Raw genomic sequence first — 23,778 nt, forward strand, 5'->3', positions numbered from 1 at the left:
AAAATATAACAAGTTAAAAACTAAAAGTTAAATCGGTAAAAGTGGGTCTAAAAATTCTTATGATTCAAACTGCCATTGCAAACTTGCTATGGCATCGCTTAGTACGTCATTCATGGTGTTTGCGCAATCGGAATAAGCCAGTAGTCGGCTTAAATAGTCTTTATTAGAGTGGGTAATGTGAATAGTTTGATGTTGTTTTTTTAGGGGCTGATGAATAATGACACTTTGTTGGGTTTGTTTTTTAAATGAGGTAGGAGCAGAGCGAATCGTGCCAGATTGAGGTGTAACAATGTAATGAATGCGTGCATGCGTACTGATGGCGAGTGACCCGAACTCGGCTTCTAACTCAGCAATGCTGACCCCTTGATGCAATCTAACAATGGTATCAAACCAAGGGTAGTGCGCCATATCATGTAATAGAAACTCTCTACCATCGCCAATGCTGCGATAATTAATTTCAACCAAATGCACCTCGCCCGTTGGGGCAATAATAAACTCACTGTGACAGACGCCAAGTCCAACACCGATATCTTGTAGAATCGCCAAACAACGCTCACGGTACTGTACACACAAAGGCGTATTCCAAACTGCATCAAGCTCTACAAAATGTGGCGGTTCGGTCAATGTCACCTCAAAGCCGCCTACCGCCACCAAACGCTCACCATCTCCGAGTGTCTCTAAAGTAATTAAGCGCCCAGCCACATAGGACTCAACCAAAATAGGCAGGGTTTTTGATTGCCAAAAACTTTGGCAATAACTTAGCAGCTCGTTTTTATTCATACAAAGCTGAACGTCCATGCTAGCGACGCCTTGCTTGGGTTTAGCGACCAGAGGAAAGCTGATGCTGAGATTCTCAAGGTGTAAATCTTTAGCGCTTAGCAGCTGATAGCCGGCTTGATATAAGTAAGCAGAATGCAGCTGTGTTCTCATTAAGTACTTGTCTTTAAAGACCAAGCAGTGACGCCAGTCTTTACTAGGCAAATGGAAAAATTCAGCGACCACAGCGGTTGCGGCTTGTAGATGGTCGCTATTACTAAAGACGAGATTGGGCAGGATATGATAATTATTTAAGGTATCAATGATCGCTAGAGGGTTAAATACATCGCATTCAAGGATGCTGATTTGCGCCCCTAAAGGCGTCGCTATTAACGCATCCATGTGTGCCTCTTTATCATCGGTTATGATAATCAATTGACTGTCAGGTACGTGCCTCGATTTCAATAAGGCGGGGATAAAACCTTCAATAACTGCATCGTTGACCACATGAGTGATGAGAACCGTAGAATAAGTCATAGAGTTTTCCTTTCATAATTAGCTATAAATAAAAACAAGCAGCACAATCTTTTATTGAACGCAATAATAATGATAATGATAATCATTTACAAGTAAGTTATGAAAATATTGTGCTATTAATGGCAAGAATCTAGCAAGTTCTTATGAAGAGAGGTGTGATGACGGGCGGCTGAGTCGTTTTTTTATCTCTAACAGAGAAAACGGCTATGTTTTGGCGTCTTAGAATAAAGGCAAATCCATTTCAGATTTGCTTTTATCGTTGCGAAGTATTCAAGGATTAGGATTTGTTAACCCTTAAAATTGATAGTTAAGCCCCAATTTGTATGAACGTCCGGGTGCAGGATAGCGACCAACAGGACTGGTATCGACACCGCGGAAATAATACTGCTCATCAAATAAATTGTTAATACCGAACTGCACAGACAGCTTTTCGTTTTTCGTGTCTTGCAATGTTTTTTGTAGACTCAAGTTCCATACTTGATAGGCAGGTGTCTCACCAATGCCGCCGTCTTTGCTTTCTGCTACCGTGTTGGCATTATCAGCATAAGCTTTGTCATAGTAAACGCCAGATAAAGTGGCGTTGTAATCTTGATGCTTATAACTGGCGTGCCAGCCCAACTGATGTGGCGAGCTGTACGGCAGTTGATTGCCTTCATCTGCCCCTTCTTTTAGCATGGCATCAAGATAGTTGTAACTAAGACCTACATCTAGGTTTTTGAATGTTTTTGGGGCATAAGTAATCGCAGTTTCTAAACCTTGATGCAAGGTACGACCCACATTATCAAAGCTTTGCTCTGCGCTGTTCCATTGCAGCTGATCTTTAAAATCTATGCGATACAATCCCAAATTAGCTTGCAGATTATCGGTGGTATAGCGTGTACCTATTTCATAATTCCATGCAAGCTCACTGCCTTCTTCACCGTTACCGCGAATATTGGCAATTTGCGGCGTTCTTAGGGATTTCTGCGCATTGGCATAAATCAGCCAAAGCTTGTCATCAGACTTGGTTAATGCATAAGATGTGGTTAATCCAGGTAGCCACTCTGTGATGGTATTGTCTGCTTGCGTGTTATTACCAGCATCATTAAACGTCATTTTTGCATTTTCATAACGAATACCGGGGGTAACTTTTAGACGCTCATCCAGAAAGCTCATCTCATCGCTAACATAAGCGGCCCATGCATCCGTTTGTAGGTTCCAATCACGGGGCATGGTCGTCGTACCATCAGCAAGTTTGGTTTGCGTCAGTTTATAATCGATGTCTTCATTGACGTAGCGCACGCCACTGATGAGGTGGTGCTTGATATTTTTGCTATCACCAATCTTCATAGAAAACTTCGGCTCTACGCCATAAACAGTAAACTCACGAGGTGAGGTACGTAGGCTGTCTGCTGCAATAGCAGGATCTGCCCAATGTACACCTTGTTTGTTCGCTTGTGAGTTAAATCCCCACTCAAAATTACGTGTGGCATGATGACCAAAAGTAGTGAGGTCTAATACTGCTTCATCACCGATATCTAAGTAGTTTTTGTACTTAGCATGCCAGCGCGTTGATTTACCTTGATAAGCTTCAAGTGGGCGTTGACTCTGTTCGACATCTTGCTCATAGGCAGCAGGCGAGAGCGCACCCGGCATTTCTGTATCAGCATCATAGTATTGCAAGAACCCTTCCAATTCTTGATTGTCATCAATATACCAAAGGGCTTTGGCTTGTAGGTTAGTAACTTCAGTGTCTGAGTGATCTCTAAAGCTGTCACCCTTAATACCGTTGGCTTCTAGCTGTATTCCGAAATCATCATTTAACCAGCGGCTGTGACGAGCATATAAACTGGTCAATGGCTTACCATTTTGCTCAAAGACCGTTAAATTGGTACCAATCTCAGTTTGAGTCTCTTTCGTAATAGGTTTGGTGATGAGGTTAATCACACCGCCGACATTATTTGGACCATATTGGGTCGCAGCCCCGCCGCGTACGACATCGATGCGCTCAAGATTATCAAGGGTTGCTGGAAAGATGGACTGACCGGTATGACCATAAGGTGCTAAGGTTAAAGGAATGCCATCCATTAAAAACTGCGCCTGTCCACTACGGCTGGCACTCAACCCGCGAACAGAGATATTCGGTAACACGCCAGTGCCTGTTTCATCGTCAATTTTGACACCTGGAATAAACTGTAGCGCCCCGTCAATGGAGTTACTCACGGTTTTTTTAATAAAATCGTTGTCAATCACCGTACGATTACCGGCAAATGCTTTTACCTGATTAGCACTAGAATCACCTAACGTCTCTGCAGTGACAATGATTGGCGCGGCAGTAAAAGAAAGTACTTTTGTTTCTGCTTTATTATTAATGGAGCTAGTTGTAATGGAAGTGTCTGAGCGAGCCTCAACACTCGTTTTCTTACTAATGGGCGTCATCTCAGCGCTACTTTGTTGATAAATGCAAAACATATCAAGACAAAGCGCAGAACGTTTAAAAATAATAACCATAACAATTCCAATTATTTAGCAGGTGTTTATGTCAGTCAAAGGTGAATAGTGTTACTAAAACGTTGCAATTATAAACAGTAATAGTTATCATTTGCAAAATTATTATCATTTATATGCTTAAGTATTAGTAAATACTGTTCAATAATTATTGATACTAAGCCACTGACAACCTCGCTCATTCCTTAACACATCTATGGATCTAATTATGTCTCACCATCAACCTAAACCCTTAGTGACTGCGGTTCGTGCTCAATTATTCCTCGCCATGATGACGACTGGTCTAACCATGGTGGTGAGTCAACAGGTTGCTGCTCAAGAGACAGCTATACAGCCATTAACAACACTGCCATCAACGACGCTAGCGCCGATTGTGGTCATGGCTAAAACCTATGAAGGCTATGCTGCTTATGCTCCAACGTCAGGGACCAAGACGCAGACCGAGTGGTTAGATGTGCCGCAGTCAGTATCGGTAGTAACTAAAACGGAGCTAGAGGATAGAGGCGCGGTGCGCGTGATGGATGCTATGAAAGGCGTCGCCGGTTTGAATAACACGCTTGGCGAAGGTAGCCGAGACGAGTTTGTGCTGCGTGGATTCAATGGTTTAAACGATGTCTATAGCGATGGTATGCGTGATGATGGCAAATTGCAGTCCTATCGCAGCCTCGCCAATGTAGAGCGCGTAGAGGTGGTAAAAGGTCCAGCGGGCGCGCTGTATGGGCGTGGTAGTGCAGGTGGTATTATCAACCTCGTCAGTAAAAAAGCAGAAGGCGATGACTTTGATAAGGTGCAAGCACAAGTAGGTAGCGATGGCTTAGCCGTGGCGCGCATTGATAGCTCGCATAAATTATCAGATACCGTCAATGCCCGTATCAATGCCGAGTATCGCCGCAGTGACTCCTATATCGATCATGTCGATTCAAATGATGTCTTTATTGCACCAACGGTACGTTGGCAGCCGACTGACCAGCAAACGCTGGATTTCTCCCTCGATTTTATGCGTCAGCACCTAGTGCCTTATCGCGGTGTTCCGTCCAAAGATGGTAAGCCTGTTGATGTACCTCCTAATACCTTTTATGGCGGCACCAATGATTACCAAGATTCAGACACTTGGCATGCCAATGTCAATCATGAGTTTGATATAAATGATGATCTTAAATGGACCAATCGAGCTTCATACAGCCACATTACTTTAGAGCAAAAAGGCACCCGTCAATCATCTGCTGATGTGGTCAATGATAAGGTTGAACGTACTGTCAATAATTTTGGTTATGATCCACGCACGACAAAGACCTTACAGTCTGAGCTTGCTTGGAATAAGGGCAATCATGAGCTGCTATTTGGTGCCGATTATAATGACATTGATATCGATTTGACCCTTGCGACTGACAAAAATGTACCACCTACATCTGCAACTAACCCGAGCGCTGGTCCAACGCCTAACCCAGGTTTCCCCGCATTTCGTAAAAACAGCACCCAAAGCATCGGTGTCTTTGCCCAAGATGTCTATCACATTGGCGACTGGTCACTTGTCGGCAACGTTCGCTATGACAATATGCGCCTGAGTCAAAACGCTAATGGTAAGGACAGTGAGCTTAACGACGACAAATTCAGTTACCGAACAGGCGTCGTCTATAAGTTTAATGATGCCACCTCCGCTTATGCCACCGTAGCGCGTTCATGGCAGCTGCCTTATTCTGGAACGTTTATCAATCCAAAGTTGGGCGCACTTTACCAGACCGACCTAAAAGAAATTGGGGTGAAAACGTATTTAAATAATGACGATATTATGCTTAATGCTTCTCTCTATCGCATTGATAAAGAAGACCCAAAAACCAATGACAATCGCGAAGTGACGGATAAAGATGAGTTTCGTCATCAAGGTCTAGAGTTAGAAGCTCGAGGTAAGCTAAGTGATAATTGGGATGTGTCGGCAGGCTATAGTTATCTTGATGCTGAAGATAAAAAAACGGGTCTGATGCCAAACGACGTACCGAATCAAACGTTCTCGTTATGGACCGCTTATCAACCTGCTGATCAATGGCGAATTGGTGGCGGGGTGAATTATATCAGTGACCGCTACGCTGGAGACGCAGAGGCAGTCGAGCTAGCTGGCTATACGACCGTAGATTTAATGACTGCCTACAGCATGGGCAAACATAATCTGCAATTGAATCTAAATAACGCTCTGGATAAAGAATATGCGCTAGGGGCTACCAATGGCACCTCGGGCAAAAACCAAATTGGTCTTGGTGCGCCTAGAACATGGTTGTTGACGTATAACTACGAATTTTAACGAGTGCGTCTTAACGCCAAAATTTCATGTCCCTAGCGCCCAACCCATTGAATGATATTAAGAAAAGTTATTTATGAATCAACGTCCAAAGCTCACGCTTATTTTACCCTTACTGGTCATCGTATTGATTGTGGTTGGCGGTATTGTTTTTATTATGAATCAAAAAAATAATACTACGGCAACTCCATCATTGAATGCTGATAACGGCATGTCGGCAGCAGCAGTTACTAAGTCAAATGATAAAAATAACGTTCTTCTGCTAACCGATGAAGAAATTAAAGCGCGTCTGCCCAATCTAAGCGACTATCCGAGTGACCCGAAGCGTATTGTAGTTTTGGAATACTCATTTTTAGGGGATGCGTTAGCGTTAGGTCTGAAGCCAGTTGGTATTGCAGATGACAATAAGCCTGACAGTATCATTGCCGAGTTTACCAAACAACTCTCGGATTACACCTCTGTCGGTTCAAGATATCAGCCAAGCCTTGAGGCCATCGCTGATTTAAAACCCGACCTTATCATTGCCGATGATGAGCGCCATACCGTCATCGCCGATGAGCTTGGTCGCATTGCACCGTCGGTTGTACTCAAAAGTCGCGGCGAGAGTTATGTAGAGAATATCCAGACGGCGCAATTGGTCGGGCATATCGTACATCAAGATAAAAAAATGTCGCAAGTCATCAATACGCATCTAAAAAAGATGGCAGATTTAAAGTCGCAATTGGCAACAACCCCACTTGCTAACCACAGCGTTCAGTTTGCTATTATTAGTGATAAAGGCATGTGGCTGCATGGTCCAAGCTCGTATGCCGGTAGCTTACTTAATCATCTAAATATCAAAAGCCCTATTCCGGAACAAACAGGTGAGGCGTATATCGCAACCAGTTTGGAGCAATTATTGGCAGCTAATCCAGATTGGTTATTGATTGGGCGTTATAACGATCACACCATTTATGATGAATGGAAGTCCTCACCGCTATTTAATCAGCTAACGGCGGTCAAAAAGAATCAGGTCATCGAAGTCGATCCCAATTATTGGGCGCTCAATCGCAGTATGCAATCCGCTGAACATATGACAGCTGAGCTGCTTGAGATTGCTAAGCAAAAAGGCAAAAAAAGTCCAAGTCCTTCTGTAAAAGAGTCAAATTAATGAGACTTTGCACTACTGTCTTTTTAAAGCAAGGCGACTTTTATGGTTGATAAGCAACTTAGCCGCTCATCTTCCGTCTTGCCAAAACCCGCTATTGCAAAGCGCCCGATAACACGGGCGCTATTGTGGTGTGGGTTATTAGTCATTTTACTGATTGGCTGCTGGCAAGGGTTAACGGCATATTCAAAATTTGCCCTGTCGCTGACGGATTTACTTTCCTTATTGACGCAGCAAAATGGTCAAGCGTCGCTAACTGCACAATTATTAATAGAGATTCGCCTGCCGCGCGTGCTCGTGGCGATTATAGTCGGTGCCAATTTGGCGGTGGCTGGACTGCTAATGCAGGTGATGACCCGTAACTCACTGGCATCTCCTGCGGTATTGGGTATCAATGCAGGGGCAGCGTGCGTGGTTGCTTTATCCTCTATTGGTTTAGGATTTACCTTTTTAACCTCTACCTTTTTGCAAGCAATGGTTGGGGCAGTGCTCTCTTGTGCCCTCGTTGCAGGATTGGCGGGTTATTTTTCTGGGCGTCCGGTGCATCCTGTTCGTCTAATCTTATCGGGCGTTGCTATCAATGCGCTGCTGGTCGGCATGACACGAGCGGCGCTGATTACTACGGATGAGCAAGCTTATGGGGTACTGTATTGGCTGGCAGGTTCTATTGCCAATACGCGCTGGGAGTCCATTCCCATGCTAGCGGCTATATCGCTGCTGACCTTGGGTTATGGCTGGTGGCTATCACCTAAATTAAATGTCTTGGTGCTGGGCGATGATGTGGCAAGTAGCCTTGGGGTGAACCTGCGGGCATTACAGTGGTCATGTGGGGCATTGATTACGATATTGACGGCTATCAGTGTGGCGGTCACCGGTCCTGTTGCCTTTGTCGGTTTGATTATCCCCCATGTTGCCAAGCGCCTGTTAAAGCAGGTATCGAATATGGCTTATGAGCAGATTTTGCCATTGTCTATGCTGCTTGGCAGTATATTGATGGTGTGGGCGGATGTCTTGTCACGAGCAGTTGCTTATCCGGCAGAGACACCAGTGGGCTTGCTAACGGCACTTATTGGGACACCCGTTTTTATTGCGCTGGCATGTAGAAGACGACTCGATAGCTGATCGATATAGTCAGGGAAAAGTAATATCGATACATCAAGTACTGCTGATATTAATTTTTCTTGCTTGCTGTACCTACGCAGACAGAGGCTGCAAAAAATTTATACCAGCAGTACTTTAGCGTTTTTGAGATATTTTAACTATAACTAAAAGCGATTCAAAATCCTATCCAGCAACAAAAGTAAACAACGAATGACGATACAAACTAAAGCTTCTTCATCGCGCTCAAACTCACTATTTGCTCGTAAATCGGCAAGTAGGGCGGTGGTACTGATTATTGTGCTGCTATTGATACTCAGTATTAGCAGCATCTTTTTTGGTGCCAGTGAATTAACGCTAGTGCAAATCTGGCAGCATTTACAGCAAGGTTTTGGCGGCGACGAAGACTTTATTGTTTGGCAACATCGATTGCCACGCACGATATTATCAATTTTAGTCGGGGCAAGTCTCGGTTTATCAGGCTCATTGGTTCAAGGGGTCATTCGTAACCCGTTAGCATCACCTGACTTGATGGGTATCAGTGCTGGCGCAGGGTTTTGCGCGACTTTGTTGCTGGTTATGCTTCCTGCGGCACCAACGTGGTGGCTATCTGTCGCAGCTTTACTTGGCGGATTATTGGCCTTTTGTTTTATCATGCTGTTGGCACAGATATCTCAGCCAACGCCAGCACGTTTGGCATTGATTGGCGTCGCCATTAGTGCCTTTTTAGCCAGTGGGATTAATTTTTTACTGGTCATTTATCCAGTTGAAATTAACACCGCAATGATTTGGTTAACTGGTAGCTTGTGGGGTCGCAGCTGGCAACATATTCCCATGTTAACGATAATATTTGCCGTATTAATGGTCATCAGTATGTATTTAGCATGGCGTTTAGATGTATTGGGACTTGGCGAGGAAACGGCATATCATCTTGGTGTGTCAGTCAAGCCATTAGAATTTACTACATTATTTATCGCAGTGGTGATTGCGAGTTTGGCGGTGTCGGTGGCAGGGACAGTCAGTTTTATTGGTTTACTCGCGCCGCATATCGCACGATTGCTCTTTGGGCATCAGCACCGCATCTTGTTGCCAGCGTCAGCGCTGATAGGCGCGATCATTTTAGTCACCGCAGATGTATTGGCACGCAGTCTATTTGCGCCAATTGAGCTACCAGCTGGCGTCTTAACCTCAGTGATCGGTGCGCCTTATTTTATCTTTTTGCTATCGCGCTATAAGGGGTGGTGATGCTATCAGTGAATGAACTACAGCTTGGCTATCATGGCGGACAGACAGTTATCAAAAACTTGTCCCTTGAGTTGCCAGAAAATAAAGTCATTGGACTCATTGGTCCAAATGGTTGCGGAAAATCTACGCTATTAAAAGGCTTGTGCCGGCTGATTCAACCTCAATCGGGCAGAATCTTACTTAGACAACAAGATATGGCGCAATTGAATAATCGGCAGATTGCTCGTCAGATATCGGTATTGCCACAAGTACAGACCAATCCTGAAGGCTTGACTGTCAGACAGTTGGTTGAGTATGGCAGAACGCCCTATGTCTCACATTGGGGTAAGTTGAGCGCGACAGACAACCAGATAGTAGATAGCGTTATAAATGAGATGTCTATTCAATCTCTAGCTGAGACATCACTTGAAGCCTTATCTGGCGGTCAACAGCAGCGCGCTTGGCTCGCGATGGTTTTAGCGCAGGATACGGATATTATCATGCTGGATGAACCAACTACCTATCTAGATATCTCTTACCAAATAGAGCTGATGCGACTCATACGAGAATTAAAAGACAACGGCAAAAGCATTATAGTTGTGCTCCATGACCTCAACCAAGCAGCGAGATATTGTGATTTATTGGTGGTGCTAAAGTCGGGCGAACTGCAAATAATGGGCACCCCTTGTGAGGTGGTGACGGAGGGAATGCTTGCTGATATATTTGACGTGCAAGCCAAAGTGATTACAGACCCTGTAGCAGGTTCACCCATGTGTGTGTATTTATAGCATGCCTGCGCCGCTATCTTTTATCAGCTGAGCACCAGTACATTTACAGCTGGCAGCAGGACTTAGAGCCTAAAACAACCAGACACAAAGCACCGACCAAAATACCTAATGAAGCCTCACAAATCGATGTCGAATAGTATCCTGACGATTATATGTAGGAGCGTGCAAATCGTTTAGGTTGTAGTTAACTATAGTTCTTGCTTATTTCACATACACAAATTGATCATTAAAAATTCTGATAAACGATCAGCAATATTGTTTATCAGAATTAGTATAATGTTTGACTGAAACTTAACCTGCTTTAATAATTGCCTAAAGCCGCTCTTAATCTATCTTCAACATCGATTTCGCCACAGCTTCGGCCACTTTAATGCCATCAATCCCTGCTGATAATATGCCACCTGCGTAGCCAGCGCCTTCGCCTGCAGGGAATAAGCCTTTGGTATTAATGCTTTGGAATTCTTTATTGCGTTTAATACTGATTGGTGACGATGTTCTGGTTTCTACGCCAGTGAGTAAACCGTCGTCAGATGAAAACCCTTGGATTTTTTTATTAAACGCTGGAATGGCTTCGCGTATGGCATCCACGGCAAAGTCAGGTAAAGCTTTGCTTAAGTCGGTTAAGGTAATGCCCGGTGTGTAAGACGGGTTAACATCGCCCAATTCTGAGTCTGGCTTACCTTTTAAGAAATCGCCAATGGTTTGCGCTGGGGCACTGTAGTCTTTACCGCCTAATTCAAACGCTAAGGTTTCTAGTTGTCTTTGTAAGTCGATACCAGCAAGAGGGTGGTTTGGGTAATCTCGCTCTGGGTCGATGCCGACAACAATAGCACTGTTGGCGTTACGCTCGTTCCTTGAATATTGGCTCATGCCGTTAGTGACAACACGGCCTTCTTCTGATGCTGCGGCAACAACAGTTCCACCTGGACACATACAGAAGCTATAAACAGAACGACCATTTTTACAATGATGAACCAGTTTATAATCCGCAGCGCCAAGTATTTCGTTTCCAGCATTGTCACCAAAGCGTGCTTGGTCTATGGTTGACTGTTTATGTTCAATCCTAAAACCAATCGAGAAAGGTTTTGCTTCAACATACACGCCTTTATCATAGATCATTTGGAAGGTATCACGGGCGCTATGACCAACAGCTAAAACAACATGGTTAGTTTTTAAGGTTTCGCCACTATTAAGTGTCACGCCAGTTACTTTTGAGTCAGTTATATGCAAGTCATCTACGCGAGTAGCAAAACGGACTTCACCACCAAGTTCTATGATCTCGGCACGCATTTTTTCTACCATAGTGACTAACTTATAAGTACCTATGTGCGGTTTACTGACAAATAAAATCTCATCTGGTGCGCCAGCTTTTACAAATTCAGTCATGACTTTACGGCCATAATGATTTGGATCTTTCACTTGGCTATATAATTTACCATCGGAAAAGGTACCGGCTCCGCCTTCACCGAATTGTACGTTTGATTCAGTGTTTAATTTACGCTGACGCCAAAAGCCAAAGGTGTCTTTGGTGCGTTGTCTGACTTCATTACCGCGTTCAATGATAATAGGTTTAAAGCCCATTTGGGCAAGAGTAAGTGCTGCTAATAAACCACAAGGTCCAAAACCAATAACAACAGGACGCTCAGTTAAATCTTCTGGCGCTTTACCTACATATTTGTAGCTGGTATCTGGTGTTGCTTTAACGTGGTTATCTGACTCAAATTGAACCAGTAAATCATTGGTTAAATCCGAGTCGGTCAGTGTGATGTCTAGCGTATAAATTAATTGGATATTTCTTTTATTACGAGCATCATAACCACGTTTAAACATCACAAATGACACCATCTGCTCAGCAGAAATTTTAAGTTTTGTCGTTATAGCAGTCGTTAAATCTTCAGGTGCATGATTTAATGGCAATTTAATTTCAGTTAAACGTATCATTGGTTACTCATAAACTCGTGTAGAAAACAGTCTCGCATTTTACTGGTACTGATACAAATAAGCGAATAAATATTTTACTTACGCAGGGTAAATTTACGGATTTGTATTGTAGTTTGAAAATGATCCGCCATCTTGAATTATAAATGATAATTTTTATGGCGTTCATCGTTGATGATAACTGCATTAAATGCATATACACGGACTGTGTTGCAGTATGTCCCGTGGATGCATTTTTTGAAGGTCCTAACTTTTTAGCGATAGATCCTGATAATTGCATAGATTGCAGCTTGTGTGAGCCTGAATGCCCAGCCAATTCTATTACACTAGTATCGAAACCAAGATTTTAGAAAAGACCTATCGAAAAGCCATCTGCTAAAATAAATATCCATTCAGACGTTATATAAGATATAGATTTTTGCCATCACCATAGAGTGTAACTTTTTTGGATATTGAGTGTTTGGCGGTATCGGTTAATACCGTCTATGATACCGTTATTTTCACCGTGTACAAGTGGTAGATACCGTTATTAATCGGTGACTACCGTATATTAAACAATAAAAAACCCTTGCAGCGAGTGGCTTACAAGGGTTTATCGTGTTATATCGCTATGTTTGTTGGTGCGCCTACAGGGACTTGAACCCCGATCGATCGCTTAGGAGGCAACTGCTCTATCCTGTTGAGCTATAGGCGCATAATAGAATGCTATTGTAGAAAAAAGCACTTATAAAATCAATTAATACCGAGTAAGTAGAGGGTTTTGTATTTATTTAGCAATACTGATAGCGTCAGCGACATCTACTGTCAACTCGCCTGTTGCTTTTTTGCCTTGCGTATTTGACTTAAAAAGGTTTGCCATATCGTTTTGATAGCCATCGATATTTTCATAATCGTGTCTACTTAATATATCTTGCCCTGTACTTGAGAGTAAAAAGTTTCGAAAGTTAAGTGCAATAGGATTTTGAGTTAAGATGACACCGTCTACTTTTTTCTTGTCTTTTAAGGCATAACTAAACGATACAAGACTTCGAGTGTTTGTATTATCAGCTTCACCTTTAGCAGCGATTTCATCAGCATTACTATCTGCATCGATAGTATCTTCTACCATGCCATTTTTTGCCTTGCTCTGGTTTTGTTCATCTTGTGCTATTTTTAATTTTTCTTGTAATGGTGCTAAGCGCGCTGCCGATAAATTGCCATCAGCAATAATGATATCGGTATCAACAATAAATAAAGACGGCTCATTATCGGCTACTTTATTATCCGATAGCGTCAAAAGTGCAACAGAGGCGACATAACTTGTCATGATTTCTACATTGGGATAACGAGATTGAAAACTTGAAATCACAGCGTCTAAAGGCACTTGTATTTTTTCTTCTGCTTGTATGTGCAAAGTGCTTTTGGCAACCGTCTCTCCATCTTCTTCCGCGGAAGCAGTGGATCCACTCTCATTTGACATAATAGGCAATGGATCCATGTTTTTACGATTGCTGGTCCATAACCAAGTAAAGATGGCGATAAAAATAATCAGCAGCAGTAAAATGAGCCCAGCCAGTAGCAGCTTGTAGTCTTTCATATGGTACCGATCTTCTTATTGTTGGTTTAAATGTGGTTTAGAGCGGTTGATGCAGCACTTCATCTGCTAAATCCGCCAGCATATCCGAAAAAATATCAGTTTGTTCTGGGTTTTTATGAGCAGTGGTATTATTGCTACTTGCCAGAGCAGAGAGGTAGTTTGAAGGGGAAGAGGGTTGATTGTCAATCATTTTTGTGGAGGTTTGATGCGCCGCCAATGGTGATTGTCCTGCACTTAGTTTGTCTTTAAGCCATTCAAAGCCGTGAGTTTCCCACCATGCCTCGAAGCGTGATAAGGTGCTTCCACGTACTGCCATAGGTAGATTTAGGGTCCGTAATTTTTGTGCCAAAATAGGGTCGCTTATGGCTTGATGAATACTCAGATAGAGTCCACGACTGTCATCCTTATATGGCTGTCTATTTTGCCAAGATTGATCATCTATTTTCATGCGTGGCAATTGCCAAAGCTCACCGCGGTAGTATACGACATATAAACGTCGTTTAGGATGAATGAAAATGGCATCAATGGGACGCAAGGGCATAGTATTAAATTGTCTCATCACTAAGAATTGAGGTAAAACGCAGCGACATCTATTGTCGCAGTGTGTTTTTATCAGTGGTTTATATGCTAGTAAACGTTGACGAACAATGGCAAACTAATAGCCAGATTACTATTCGCCTTACAAGAGAGTCTGTAAGCGGATATACATGAGGGTTTACCAATGCAGTTTGATTTAACAGCGTCATGCTAGCAGAAATGTCATCCATTGACGACTGCTAAACATGGATTGACAAGTATTGCCGCCTACAGCGTTGTTATTACACTCAAAATTTTACTATGAATGTTTGCGTGCTATCTCGAGCATGTATTTTTTATCAATCCCTTTATTCTCCTGTTACCTCAATCAGACTATCCTCTATGTTTACCATTATACAATCCCATCGTACCGAAAATCTTGTTGATCAGCTTCTTGTACAATATCAGTCCAAAAATCAGCCTGTTTTTGAGCCTTTTATTGTCATTGTGCCTTCAATGGTATTGGGTGATTGGTTAGATAAAACTATTGCTAGCCGTGCTGGTATTAGTACCTTGGTGCGTACTAAGTTTTGGGGTCAATATCAGTGGACACTTATGCAGGATGTGTTAACCCGCCATAATGCATATCTGTTAGAGCGGGACCCTGATACAGCAACCTTGAATGTTCCTGAAGTGGCAGTATTGTCACCAACGGTCATGCAATGGCGATTGTTTGGGTATCTGACTTACTACCAAGAGTCGATTATTAAAGATGAAAAACATCCGGTGAATCCGCTGCTGGCGTCTTTGATTGATGAGCTACAAGAAGGGGTTGAGCAAGACAATGTACGACAAGATAAGTCGCAGCAAGATGCGCGTATTTGGCAGCTGTCAAATGATCTGGCGAGGGTGTTTAATCGCTATTTGACCCATCGTGAGGATTGGTTGGCATTATGGTCGCATAATAAACCGCTGAATGTGAATGAGTTGATAGCGGATAAAGATGCCTTATCCCTGCGCTTTGATAAATATGCGCGTGGCACGCCTGAGTGGTTGGTCGAGCATTATGTTGAGTTAGAAATTGCTCAACGCTTCTTATGGTCGCATTTATTTGCCGATGTGCATCAGCACCGTGTTGTACTGGAAGAGGTGTTTTGGCAAGCACTAAAGTCAAATAAGGCTGGCGAGCAAAGTCAGTTACCCAAAGTGCTGCGTATTTTTACCATCCAGCAGTTGCCACAGACTGAGCTGGACTTTTTGCAGCGCTTATCGCAATACATGGATATCACACTGTTGCATTACAATCCATCGAAGCTTTTTTGGGCGGACATTGTTGATAAGTCGTGGTTACAGCGCCAACAGATTATTAATCCTGAAAGCGTGTTCTTGCGTGACTATGGACACAGTCTGCTGTCTCGTTTGGGTAAACAATCGCGCGATACCTTTGCCATGCTTGCCAACTTGTCAGGTAATGAGCAATACCAAGATGCGCTTGTAGAATGGCAAGATAGCTTTAGTATTGGCGAAAACGGCGATGATGACTTGTATGATGAATTCGGCTTTGATGATAGCGTCTATGATGCTGATGTAAGCGGCAGTTTTCAAACTGCGCAAAACAGTCCAAGCTTACTTAGACGTTTGCAAAACGATGTGTTGATGCTTGATGAGCAATCGACCCAGCAAGCGACGGCTGCAAAAGTTTCGCAGGAGATGAGTAAGCAAATAGAGCTGGGCTTTGATCAAGAGCCGCATCAAACACCATGGTATGAAGATGAGGCGTTAGAGAATAAGCGCTTTGAAAAAGACCGCTTTTGGGCAATGTCTGCGCAAGATAATAGCCTAAGCATCCATTCGTGCCACAGTTTACAGCGCCAGCTTGAAGTACTACGTATCATGATTGGGCGCTGGCTGAATGAACCCATCAAAACTGGTGAGAAAAAGCGCCATATCTCTGACATTGTTGTGCTGCTACCTGATGTTGAGCGGCATCATGCGCTGATCAGCTCTATTTTTGTTAATGGCAAAGGTCAGGATGGTTTGACTCTGCCTGCTAAGGTGACTGGTGTTGTCGATGCAGACATTCGCCAGTTATGGGAAGCCATTATTGGTTTTTATAAACTATTGGGTAGCCATAGCGCCCGTTTTGAAGCGGCTGAAGTCTTAGATTGGCTCATGTTGCCTCCTTTATTTGAAAGCTTTGGGCTGACTCATGAGCAGATGAGCCGTGGTTGTGACTTGTTGGTAGAGGCGGGCTTTATCCGTGGTTTTGATGAGCAACATCTTAAGCAAACTTTGGACAGTAACGATTACGACTATCGCTTTAGCTTTGCACAGGCATTAGATAGATTAACTTTAGGTCTAGTGATGCCAGAGGCTGAGCTAAGCAATTGTTTATATACTCTGAATGACGATGAATGGCCAAGTACTGCGTTGCCAGAAATGACATTACCGTTACCACAAGTGAGCCTAAATGATGCGTTGATTGTTGAAGCGCTTTGCCGTATTTATGCAGGTTTGGTCGCACGACGTGATGATCATACACAAAAGATGAAAGCGGAAGATTGGCTCGATCAGATTGAGACACAAGTCATTCATCGTTACTTTGGCGATGTCGAGCAAACACGTACCATGCGCGCCATCTATAATGCAATGAATGGCTTTAAGTCAAGCCTGCGAGCCAATCGTCACTATAGGCAGTACGCTAGTGGTGATATCGACAACAGAGAAGTGGAGCAGAGGCTGTCAGGTGTGGAGCAGTTGCCGCTCAAGCTGAGCTTTATGCTAGACAGTATCGAAAACGAGCTTGAAAGTCAGCAGGTCAGTGCGGAGCCAACTGGGGTAATTACCTTTGGTCGATTTGGTGCACTAAGAAACGTGCCGTTTGAGTTAGTGGTGATGCTCAATATGGATCTCTCTGAGTTTCCTGGGCGTGATCGTGACAACCGCTATGATTTGATGAAAGCGACCAATGCACGCCGCGGTGACAGAGTCAGTGAAGATGATGACAACGGCGCATTTTTAGATGCGCTACTGTGCGCGCGCAGTGCATGTTGGATGTTCTACAATGGCCAAAGCTTGACGGATACTCATGAGCATTTGCCAGCCAACCCAGTGAGTGAGCTATTGCAGTTCTTGCAAGGTGAGGTGCAATGGCAGGTAAACTCGCTTGAGACATTACCTGAGAATATTGATCCCACTACCGAGAGTCTCAAGCGCTATTTGCCTAAATTAATTAAGCAGTGGTTAGTGACTGAGCATCCTGCACTCCCTTTCCATGAGAGTCTGTTTGAGACTGCAATTGAAGATGCTGATATTTCAAATCACACTTTTAAACCCAATCAAAATGAAGATATCAATATTCAAAATAACAGTCCTGTAGGTATGACTGATGAATTAGACGCTATCTTAAATAAAGCCATGCGCAAAACCAAGTTAGCGCAAAAAAAGCAGTTCCCGCCTGCGCCGCTTTGGCAAGCTGTGTTTGTTACCTTGAAGGGTCGAGTATCTAGCGAGCATCCACAGCTAGTAGGCTTACCTACAAAAGGGCAATATGAATCTATTGCTCAGATTTTCGGTCAAGGTTTGGGGCAAATGGGACAAGTAGATAATCAAACATTCTCTGCATTGATTGAGATGCTAGCGCTAGATAATACTGCTGATGCCAGTGATATGAATGAGGCACTCATCAAGATCCTATTTGATACTATATTTAACATTGGAGAGATAGACGTTGAGGGAGTATTGGCCTATCAAGTGCGTCATCCTGCCAAGGCTTTTTTGCGTACTCAAAAAGTGCATGTAGTGCAAGGCGAGGAAGCGATGGCGCATCAAGAGCCACTGTTTCTAGACAGTTTGACCACCTATCAGATTAAAGAGCATTTGATAAATGAATTGACCAACAATGCCACCAGTAATAATGCTGACGACACGTATAAACAAGACAGTCAAATCTTGATGTATCAAAAAATCATGCCAGCAGGTGTGGCTCGTCAAACCACGTTGCCCAATCAACAACAAAAACTGCAACAGCAATGTCTAGAGTTCAAAGAGCAGTTAGTTGCTAATGGCTTTGATGAGGCTGGAGAGGATAGCGCAGGTGGTTTACAGTTGCTGACTCCAACCTCTGAGCACCCTATTCAGATAGAGCTAGCAGCTGTATTAAATTGCGCTGATAATGAGTCACTGCTTAAGCTGCTACCTAAAATTATTAAGATAAAAGGCTCAGTACCAATATTAGCACCGATATCAGTGCCGATAGGTACTCATAATAGTCGCTCTCACCTACAGACAGGTAAGTCCTACGCCGAGCAATCCCCCAAACAGTGGTTAAATATATTGCCCAATTCTGCCAGTCCTAGGCATTTACTCAAATTTTGGTTGTCGCATTTGTATTGGCAAGTTGCCAGACGCACCACTACCGAACAAGCGGTATTAGATGATGGTGTGAGCATTTGGCGCTTTAATAAACCTAATTCGCAAGTCAAAAAATATGACAAAGTCATTGCATTTAAACTAAGCCCCATTGTGTATGAAGATGCGGCGGCCGAGCTCATAAAGTGGGCAATTTTTGCCAAGCTATCAGGTCAAGTACCTATTACACTCTTGCCAGAATATGCGCTCAGTTATCTTGATAAGTGCCTAAAATCTGAAGAGAGTGAGAACGGTAGCTATTGGCCAAAACGAGCAGAATTCTCGGAGTGGTTAAGACCTAGCTATCACACAGATACGATATATGATACTTGCTCGCAGCACGCCATTTGGCAGTACGTACTGCGTGACCAAGATGCGTTTAAAGCGCTATCAGCAGCGTTAACTACCTTAGCGAAGCCGCTATATGAGCCAATGTTTGCTGCACTAGATAGTCTAGATGGCTAGCTATTCCGAATGGTTGGTTTTTGCCCTTTGGTTTAATTGATAATAATAAAAAGTATAGGCTCCTATGACTAATTTTACCGATTTAGCTGATATATCTATACAGCCGTACTTATCCAATGAGTACCTAGATGAGTCACATAACCGATTCGATACGACAACCCATACGTCTGAGAGTGACGATATGATTGAGCAAAAGGCGGATGTGATACCGGCGGTAGATGTTGCACTGATGGGTCGGCATCTTATTGAAGCCTCAGCTGGTACAGGCAAGACTTGGACACTCACAGGCATTATGCTACGACTGCTCATTGAAGCGCGCCGTGCGCCAGAGCAGATCATTGCCACTACCTTTACTCGAGCCGCTGCCGCTGAGATGCGTCAGCGCATTCATGATCGTTTGATAGATTTTTATCAATTATTACAGTGGGTGAATAGTTTAAGTGCTGAACCCAATAACAAGGATGCTTTATATCCTGATGTACTACAGGTAACACCTGAAAGTAATAAGGATAAACAAGCAGGTAAAGGTTCAAGCGTTGATTCAAATGGTGGGACAGGGACGGATGAGTTCAATCAAGACATTGCTGCTGATAAGCAAGCGGCGGCTGAGAAACGTAAACAAGTAAGAAAAGATCGTGAAAACTGGCTAGTTAATCAGGCTAAATATGCACGCTTAGACGCCATTATGGACGATCCCATTAATCTGCATTTGACTGGGTTTTTACTTGATCATGTCCACAGCTATCCAATGGCGGAGGCCATTCGACGCACTGCGCTAGTACTAACCACGTTGGATAAGCTGTTTGTAGGCACACTCGACAGTTTGGCGCAAAAGTGGTTGATTGAATACAGTAGCGAGACCGGTCATCAGCAAGGTATGGCTATTATTGAAGACAGTAGTATTGAGCAGGTTACTGACAGTATTATTCATGATGAGCTGAGGCAGTTCCAAAGCAGACTGTATCACGAGGAGCCTAAACTATATGCGCTAATGGATCAGCAAGGCAAGCTGACTGCAGTTAGCGATCATAAAAAATATGTGACTCGTTCGCTTAACTTTATTTCAGCGCCGATTGATGACGTTGTAGTAAAGAGTTTTTCTTTTGAGGGCTATGAGCGGCTTATAAATACTATCATTGAGCGCAGCGATGAGCTTGATGTTTTTTTTAAGCCTGATGGCGAGTATTATGAAGTTCCGAAAGGTCAATTATTAAACAACAGAGACTCTTGGCCAAAAATCATCCAAACATTAGAAGATTCTGGCCCAACTGCTTATAAGTCTATATCAGACTCCAAAACTTATACAGGAAAGTTGATTGAGGCTTTTCAGAAAACGGATGATATAGGCAAGCAGTTCTATAAGCCAAAAGATGGTGAAAGAGTTAATTTAATATTTAACGAGTTGCAGGTCGTTCGTGATTTTAAACGGTATATCGAAGAAAGTAGAAAGCTAGATGAGTATGTCACGGCTATCTTAGCCAACCTTAATCGCTATATCGTGCTTGCGGTACGTGACAGGCTACCAGTTATCTTAGAAGAGCGCGGTGAGACGACCTTTAGTTTACAAATGGTGCGCTTAAATCAAGCGTTAACGGGTCGGCAAGGAGAGAAGCTAGCACGTTATATTCGTCATCATTATCCGGTTGCTCTGATTGATGAGTCGCAAGATATCAACGGCGAGCAAGCCATTATGATTGAAAGTATCTATCTGCCGAAAAGAAAACTTAAACACTCCGTTAGTGATAAAGCCAGTCATGAGTTTCTGTTATTAGTGGGTGATCCAAAGCAGGCCATTTACGGGTTTCGTGGCGGTGATGTGGCCAACTACAACTATATGAAAGCCCAGTTTGAGAAAAGTAGCCTTTGGACGCTCGATATTAACCGCCGCTCAAATGCTGGTGTAATTGATGCACTAAATTGCTGGTTTGGCATGCCAACGATAACGACTGCTGAGAATAAATTAGCACAGCTAGGTAGCAGTATTTATTATCAGCATATCAAAGCTTCTAAACCAGAAAACCAACTGTCTTGGTTTAATGAGCCAACTACTCAAAACAGTGCTTTAGTGACAGAAGTGCTTTCTGCTCAACCAGTGAGCTTGTTGCATCTACCTTATGATAAAGATAAAGAGCTTGAGTATGATGAGTTTGAAATCACCGCCCGTCATATAGCGACCTTGCTCATTAGTGGTCAGACCTTAAAAGGCAAACCGATTCAGCCTAGTGATATCGGTGTGCTGGCACGTACCAAAAAAGACTTAAAACGGGTTGAGGATGAGCTGGTAAAACTTAATGTGCCGACCTTGACCACCAGTGACGTCAGTATCTTTGAGACGATTATGGCAGAAGATGTGGCAGCATTGCTGAGTGCCATGCTATATCCGTATCGTCATGACATGATCAATCGGGTGCTGACTAGCCATCTGTATGGCCTGAGTATCAAAGAAGTCAAAGCCATGATGACTGACCATGAGTCAGGAGTAACAGAGGGTAGTCACTTAAGTAGCGCTAGTACGAAAGCAGTTAACAATAAAAAAAGCTATCAAGACTTTATTACCTACCTAAAACAAGCGGCTCAAAACTGGCAGCACTTTGGTGTTTTGTCAGCATTACATTACTTATTAGATAAAAACCCCGTGCAGCCGCAAGGCGTTTGGCAAGCTCTGGCAACTCATCCAGAAGGCGATCGTCACATTATGGATTTGCGTCATATGATGGATGTCTTGGCGCAGTATGGTATCGGCATGAGTGAGCACGAACTATTGGTTTGGTTTAGACAAAATATAGATGCTGCTCCCAATAGCGATTGGGCTAAGCAATACCCGCTACCGACAGAGTCTGGCGTGCAGCTTATGACCATCCACAAGTCCAAAGGGCTTGAGTTTCCCATTGTCTATGTATTGGGTATGGGCGATGCTAGTCGGAAGGCGGGCAATAATGAAAAGTTTGGGCTGTATCTATACAACGCCCAGCAAGCTCCGTCGATTTTAATGCAGCAATCGGCAGAGAATCAATCAACAGGTAACCAGCGTCGTTTCTCACCCGTACAAGGCTCTGTGACCACAGAAAGTCACTACACTGATATTGAGACACAAGAGGGCTTTGATGAGCTGCGACGGCTTGGTTATGTGGCATTTACGCGTGCCAGTGAGCAGCTTTATGTGGTGTTGCGAGATCCTAATAACAAAACAGGTTTTGAATTAAAGCCAGCGTTCTATTGGTTGGAATCACCAGAGGCAAAGTTTGATTTGCCTGATAGACTCAAAGGCACCATAGGCATCATTAGAGGGCATAATGTCAATGAGTTCTATAATAATGACAGTAACGGTGCTAATGCATTGGGCTTAGCGGGTAACGCAACGCTTGCCACTGCTAAATCTATAACTGAGACTATTGAGTACGCGCCTTTTGCAGAAGTTATGAAAACCAATTATTTTTATGGTTGGGCCAAGACCAGTTTTACGGCTTTAGCCCGTCAGCTAGATGAATCTACGCAGGCGCTGGCTGTAGTAGATGAACGTATGGATGATGCCATAGTCATTGATATGACAGAGTCGGTAGTATCGTCCAGTAATAGTGATTTTTTTGAACCAGCCAGTGAGTTGAGCCTCAAATCAGAGGATGATATCCGTTTTACTTTTGTCAAAGGCGCCAATGCTGGTACGTTTTTGCATGAAATATTTGAAAAAATTGATTTCAATAATAAATCGCAGTGGTCTCAGGTGATTGATAGGGCCGTTAGTAGTTATCAGCTGCCTTTGGTTTATAGTAGTGCTGAACAGCAAAGTCGACTATTACAAGCAAAGAATAGAGAAAATGGTCGTATACCTGACTTAGATTCAATAGATGCTACAAAGCATGAGGCATTACTTAACTGGATTGAAGAGGTTCTAAAGGCGCCGTTATTAGCGTCAAATCAACCGTTATGCTCTATCAATGCAAGTCAGCGGTTTGCTGAATTAGAGTTTAATATGGGGCTATCAGAGCGTTTTAAGGCGCAAGATATTAATAGCCTATTTCAGCAGTATCTCCCGAATGAAGCGGACAAACACGTCAATCTTGTTCCACAAAACAAAGCGCATTTGTATCGTTATCTGCGGGGTGAAATCGATTTGGTGTATGAGCATGCTGGCAAGTATTACGTTGTCGATTACAAGAGTAATTTTTTAGGAAATAGCCTAAGCGATTATGACGAAAGCACACTCAAACAAGCAATGTCAAAGGCAGGATATTGGTTACAGGCAGCGATTTATCAAGTCGCGTTACATCGTTTCCTTGCAATGAGAATTAGTGATTATGCAGGTAATGAAGATAAGTATCTTGGCGCTGTTGAGTATGTCTTTCTACGGGGCGTGTATGATTCAAATCCTCAAATAGCTGCTGATCTATTGCAAGATGTTAAAGAGGCTGATAATAGACACTCAATGCCCAACGACCGCTATGGATTAGTCACGTGGGATATTCCAATTGAGTTCATTAAGGCCCTAGATGCATTGTTTGGCCTGCCAGATTAGTGGGCCGTAAATAGCGAATTAAATAAGAAA

Annotated in this window: 12 protein-coding genes, 1 tRNA gene and 1 pseudogene; 8 read left to right on the forward strand and 6 right to left on the reverse strand. The window is 43.3% G+C overall.

All coding sequences use genetic code 11. The features are described 5' to 3' along the window. Positions 1 to 57: 57 nt before the first annotated feature. Together JMX89_RS07570 and JMX89_RS07575 are read right to left on the reverse strand one after the other, a co-directional pair. Positions 58 to 1,293, reverse strand: coding sequence for an ATP-grasp domain-containing protein (locus tag JMX89_RS07570; RefSeq protein WP_201551313.1), 1,236 nt, complete (start codon positions 1,291 to 1,293; stop codon positions 58 to 60). Between the two features lie 294 nt (positions 1,294 to 1,587). Next, positions 1,588 to 3,783, reverse strand: coding sequence for a TonB-dependent siderophore receptor (locus tag JMX89_RS07575; RefSeq protein ID WP_320157816.1), 2,196 nt, complete (start codon positions 3,781 to 3,783; stop codon positions 1,588 to 1,590). 205 nt (positions 3,784 to 3,988) lie between these two features. Between JMX89_RS07575 and JMX89_RS07580 the strand changes: the two genes are divergently transcribed. From JMX89_RS07580 to fecE, 5 genes are all read left to right on the forward strand, one after another. Further along, positions 3,989 to 6,076, forward strand: coding sequence for a TonB-dependent receptor (locus tag JMX89_RS07580; protein WP_227673046.1), 2,088 nt, complete (start codon positions 3,989 to 3,991; stop codon positions 6,074 to 6,076). A 73-nt stretch (positions 6,077 to 6,149) separates the two neighbouring features. Beyond that, positions 6,150 to 7,223, forward strand: a complete 1,074-nt coding sequence (locus JMX89_RS07585) for an ABC transporter substrate-binding protein (protein ID WP_201531768.1) — start codon at positions 6,150 to 6,152, stop codon at positions 7,221 to 7,223. A gap of 42 nt (positions 7,224 to 7,265) precedes the next feature. After that, a complete protein-coding gene (locus tag JMX89_RS07590) occupies positions 7,266 to 8,342 on the forward strand; it encodes a FecCD family ABC transporter permease (protein WP_201531766.1) in 1,077 nt (358 codons plus the stop codon). Positions 8,343 to 8,531: 189 nt separating this feature from the next. Further along, positions 8,532 to 9,563, forward strand: coding sequence for a FecCD family ABC transporter permease (locus JMX89_RS07595; RefSeq protein ID WP_201531764.1), 1,032 nt, complete (start codon positions 8,532 to 8,534; stop codon positions 9,561 to 9,563). Next, a complete protein-coding gene (fecE, locus tag JMX89_RS07600; protein ID WP_011513618.1) occupies positions 9,563 to 10,330 on the forward strand; it encodes a Fe(3+) dicitrate ABC transporter ATP-binding protein FecE in 768 nt (255 codons plus the stop codon). The genes JMX89_RS07595 and fecE overlap by 1 nt, the downstream gene beginning before the upstream one ends. Before the next feature lie 324 nt (positions 10,331 to 10,654). Here fecE and JMX89_RS07605 read toward each other — a convergent pair whose 3' ends face one another. Then, positions 10,655 to 12,271 carry an NAD(P)/FAD-dependent oxidoreductase gene (locus tag JMX89_RS07605; RefSeq protein WP_020443490.1) on the reverse strand — a complete coding sequence of 539 codons (1,617 nt, stop codon included), beginning with the start codon at positions 12,269 to 12,271 and terminating at the stop codon, positions 10,655 to 10,657. Between the two features lie 155 nt (positions 12,272 to 12,426). Here JMX89_RS07605 and JMX89_RS07610 point away from each other — a divergent pair. Further along, positions 12,427 to 12,591, forward strand: a pseudogene (locus JMX89_RS07610) (indolepyruvate ferredoxin oxidoreductase subunit alpha); the annotation flags it as partial. Between the two features lie 295 nt (positions 12,592 to 12,886). Here JMX89_RS07610 and JMX89_RS07615 read toward each other — a convergent pair. The 3 genes from JMX89_RS07615 to JMX89_RS07625 form a co-directional block, all read right to left on the reverse strand. Then, positions 12,887 to 12,962 (reverse strand) — tRNA-Arg (locus JMX89_RS07615). A 72-nt stretch (positions 12,963 to 13,034) separates the two neighbouring features. Further along, positions 13,035 to 13,844 (reverse strand): hypothetical protein, encoded by an 810-nt coding sequence (locus JMX89_RS07620; RefSeq protein ID WP_201531762.1) that lies wholly within the window; start codon positions 13,842 to 13,844, stop codon positions 13,035 to 13,037. Between the two features lie 37 nt (positions 13,845 to 13,881). Beyond that, positions 13,882 to 14,385, reverse strand: a complete 504-nt coding sequence (locus JMX89_RS07625) for a hypothetical protein (protein WP_201531760.1) — start codon at positions 14,383 to 14,385, stop codon at positions 13,882 to 13,884. Positions 14,386 to 14,762: 377 nt separating this feature from the next. Here JMX89_RS07625 and JMX89_RS07630 point away from each other — a divergent pair, with 377 nt between their 5' ends. Further along, positions 14,763 to 19,235 (forward strand): exodeoxyribonuclease V subunit gamma, encoded by a 4,473-nt coding sequence (locus tag JMX89_RS07630; RefSeq protein WP_201551315.1) that lies wholly within the window; start codon positions 14,763 to 14,765, stop codon positions 19,233 to 19,235. 64 nt (positions 19,236 to 19,299) lie between these two features. Beyond that, positions 19,300 to 23,748 (forward strand): UvrD-helicase domain-containing protein, encoded by a 4,449-nt coding sequence (locus JMX89_RS07635; RefSeq protein ID WP_201551317.1) that lies wholly within the window; start codon positions 19,300 to 19,302, stop codon positions 23,746 to 23,748. The last annotated feature ends 30 nt before the right edge of the window (positions 23,749 to 23,778 follow it).

This window comes from Psychrobacter sp. DD43 (assembly GCF_904846555.1).
GTDB classification, from domain to species: Bacteria; Pseudomonadota; Gammaproteobacteria; order Pseudomonadales; family Moraxellaceae; genus Psychrobacter; species Psychrobacter cryohalolentis.

Bases quoted from the DNA above. Each gene is read 5' to 3' on its own strand.
- JMX89_RS07625 (WP_201531760.1), bottom strand. From the start codon at position 14,385: ATGCCCTTGCGTCCCATTGATGCCATTTTCATTCATCCTAAACGACGT.
- JMX89_RS07590 (WP_201531766.1), top strand. From the start codon at position 7,266: ATGGTTGATAAGCAACTTAGCCGCTCATCTTCCGTCTTGCCAAAACCC.
- fecE (WP_011513618.1), top strand. From the start codon at position 9,563: ATGCTATCAGTGAATGAACTACAGCTTGGCTATCATGGCGGACAGACA.
- JMX89_RS07570 (WP_201551313.1), bottom strand. From the start codon at position 1,293: ATGACTTATTCTACGGTTCTCATCACTCATGTGGTCAACGATGCAGTT.
- JMX89_RS07580 (WP_227673046.1), top strand. From the start codon at position 3,989: ATGTCTCACCATCAACCTAAACCCTTAGTGACTGCGGTTCGTGCTCAA.
- JMX89_RS07605 (WP_020443490.1), bottom strand. From the start codon at position 12,271: ATGATACGTTTAACTGAAATTAAATTGCCATTAAATCATGCACCTGAA.
- JMX89_RS07575 (WP_320157816.1), bottom strand. From the start codon at position 3,783: ATGGTTATTATTTTTAAACGTTCTGCGCTTTGTCTTGATATGTTTTGC.
- JMX89_RS07595 (WP_201531764.1), top strand. From the start codon at position 8,532: ATGACGATACAAACTAAAGCTTCTTCATCGCGCTCAAACTCACTATTT.
- JMX89_RS07630 (WP_201551315.1), top strand. From the start codon at position 14,763: ATGTTTACCATTATACAATCCCATCGTACCGAAAATCTTGTTGATCAG.
- JMX89_RS07585 (WP_201531768.1), top strand. From the start codon at position 6,150: ATGAATCAACGTCCAAAGCTCACGCTTATTTTACCCTTACTGGTCATC.
- JMX89_RS07620 (WP_201531762.1), bottom strand. From the start codon at position 13,844: ATGAAAGACTACAAGCTGCTACTGGCTGGGCTCATTTTACTGCTGCTG.
- JMX89_RS07635 (WP_201551317.1), top strand. From the start codon at position 19,300: ATGACTAATTTTACCGATTTAGCTGATATATCTATACAGCCGTACTTA.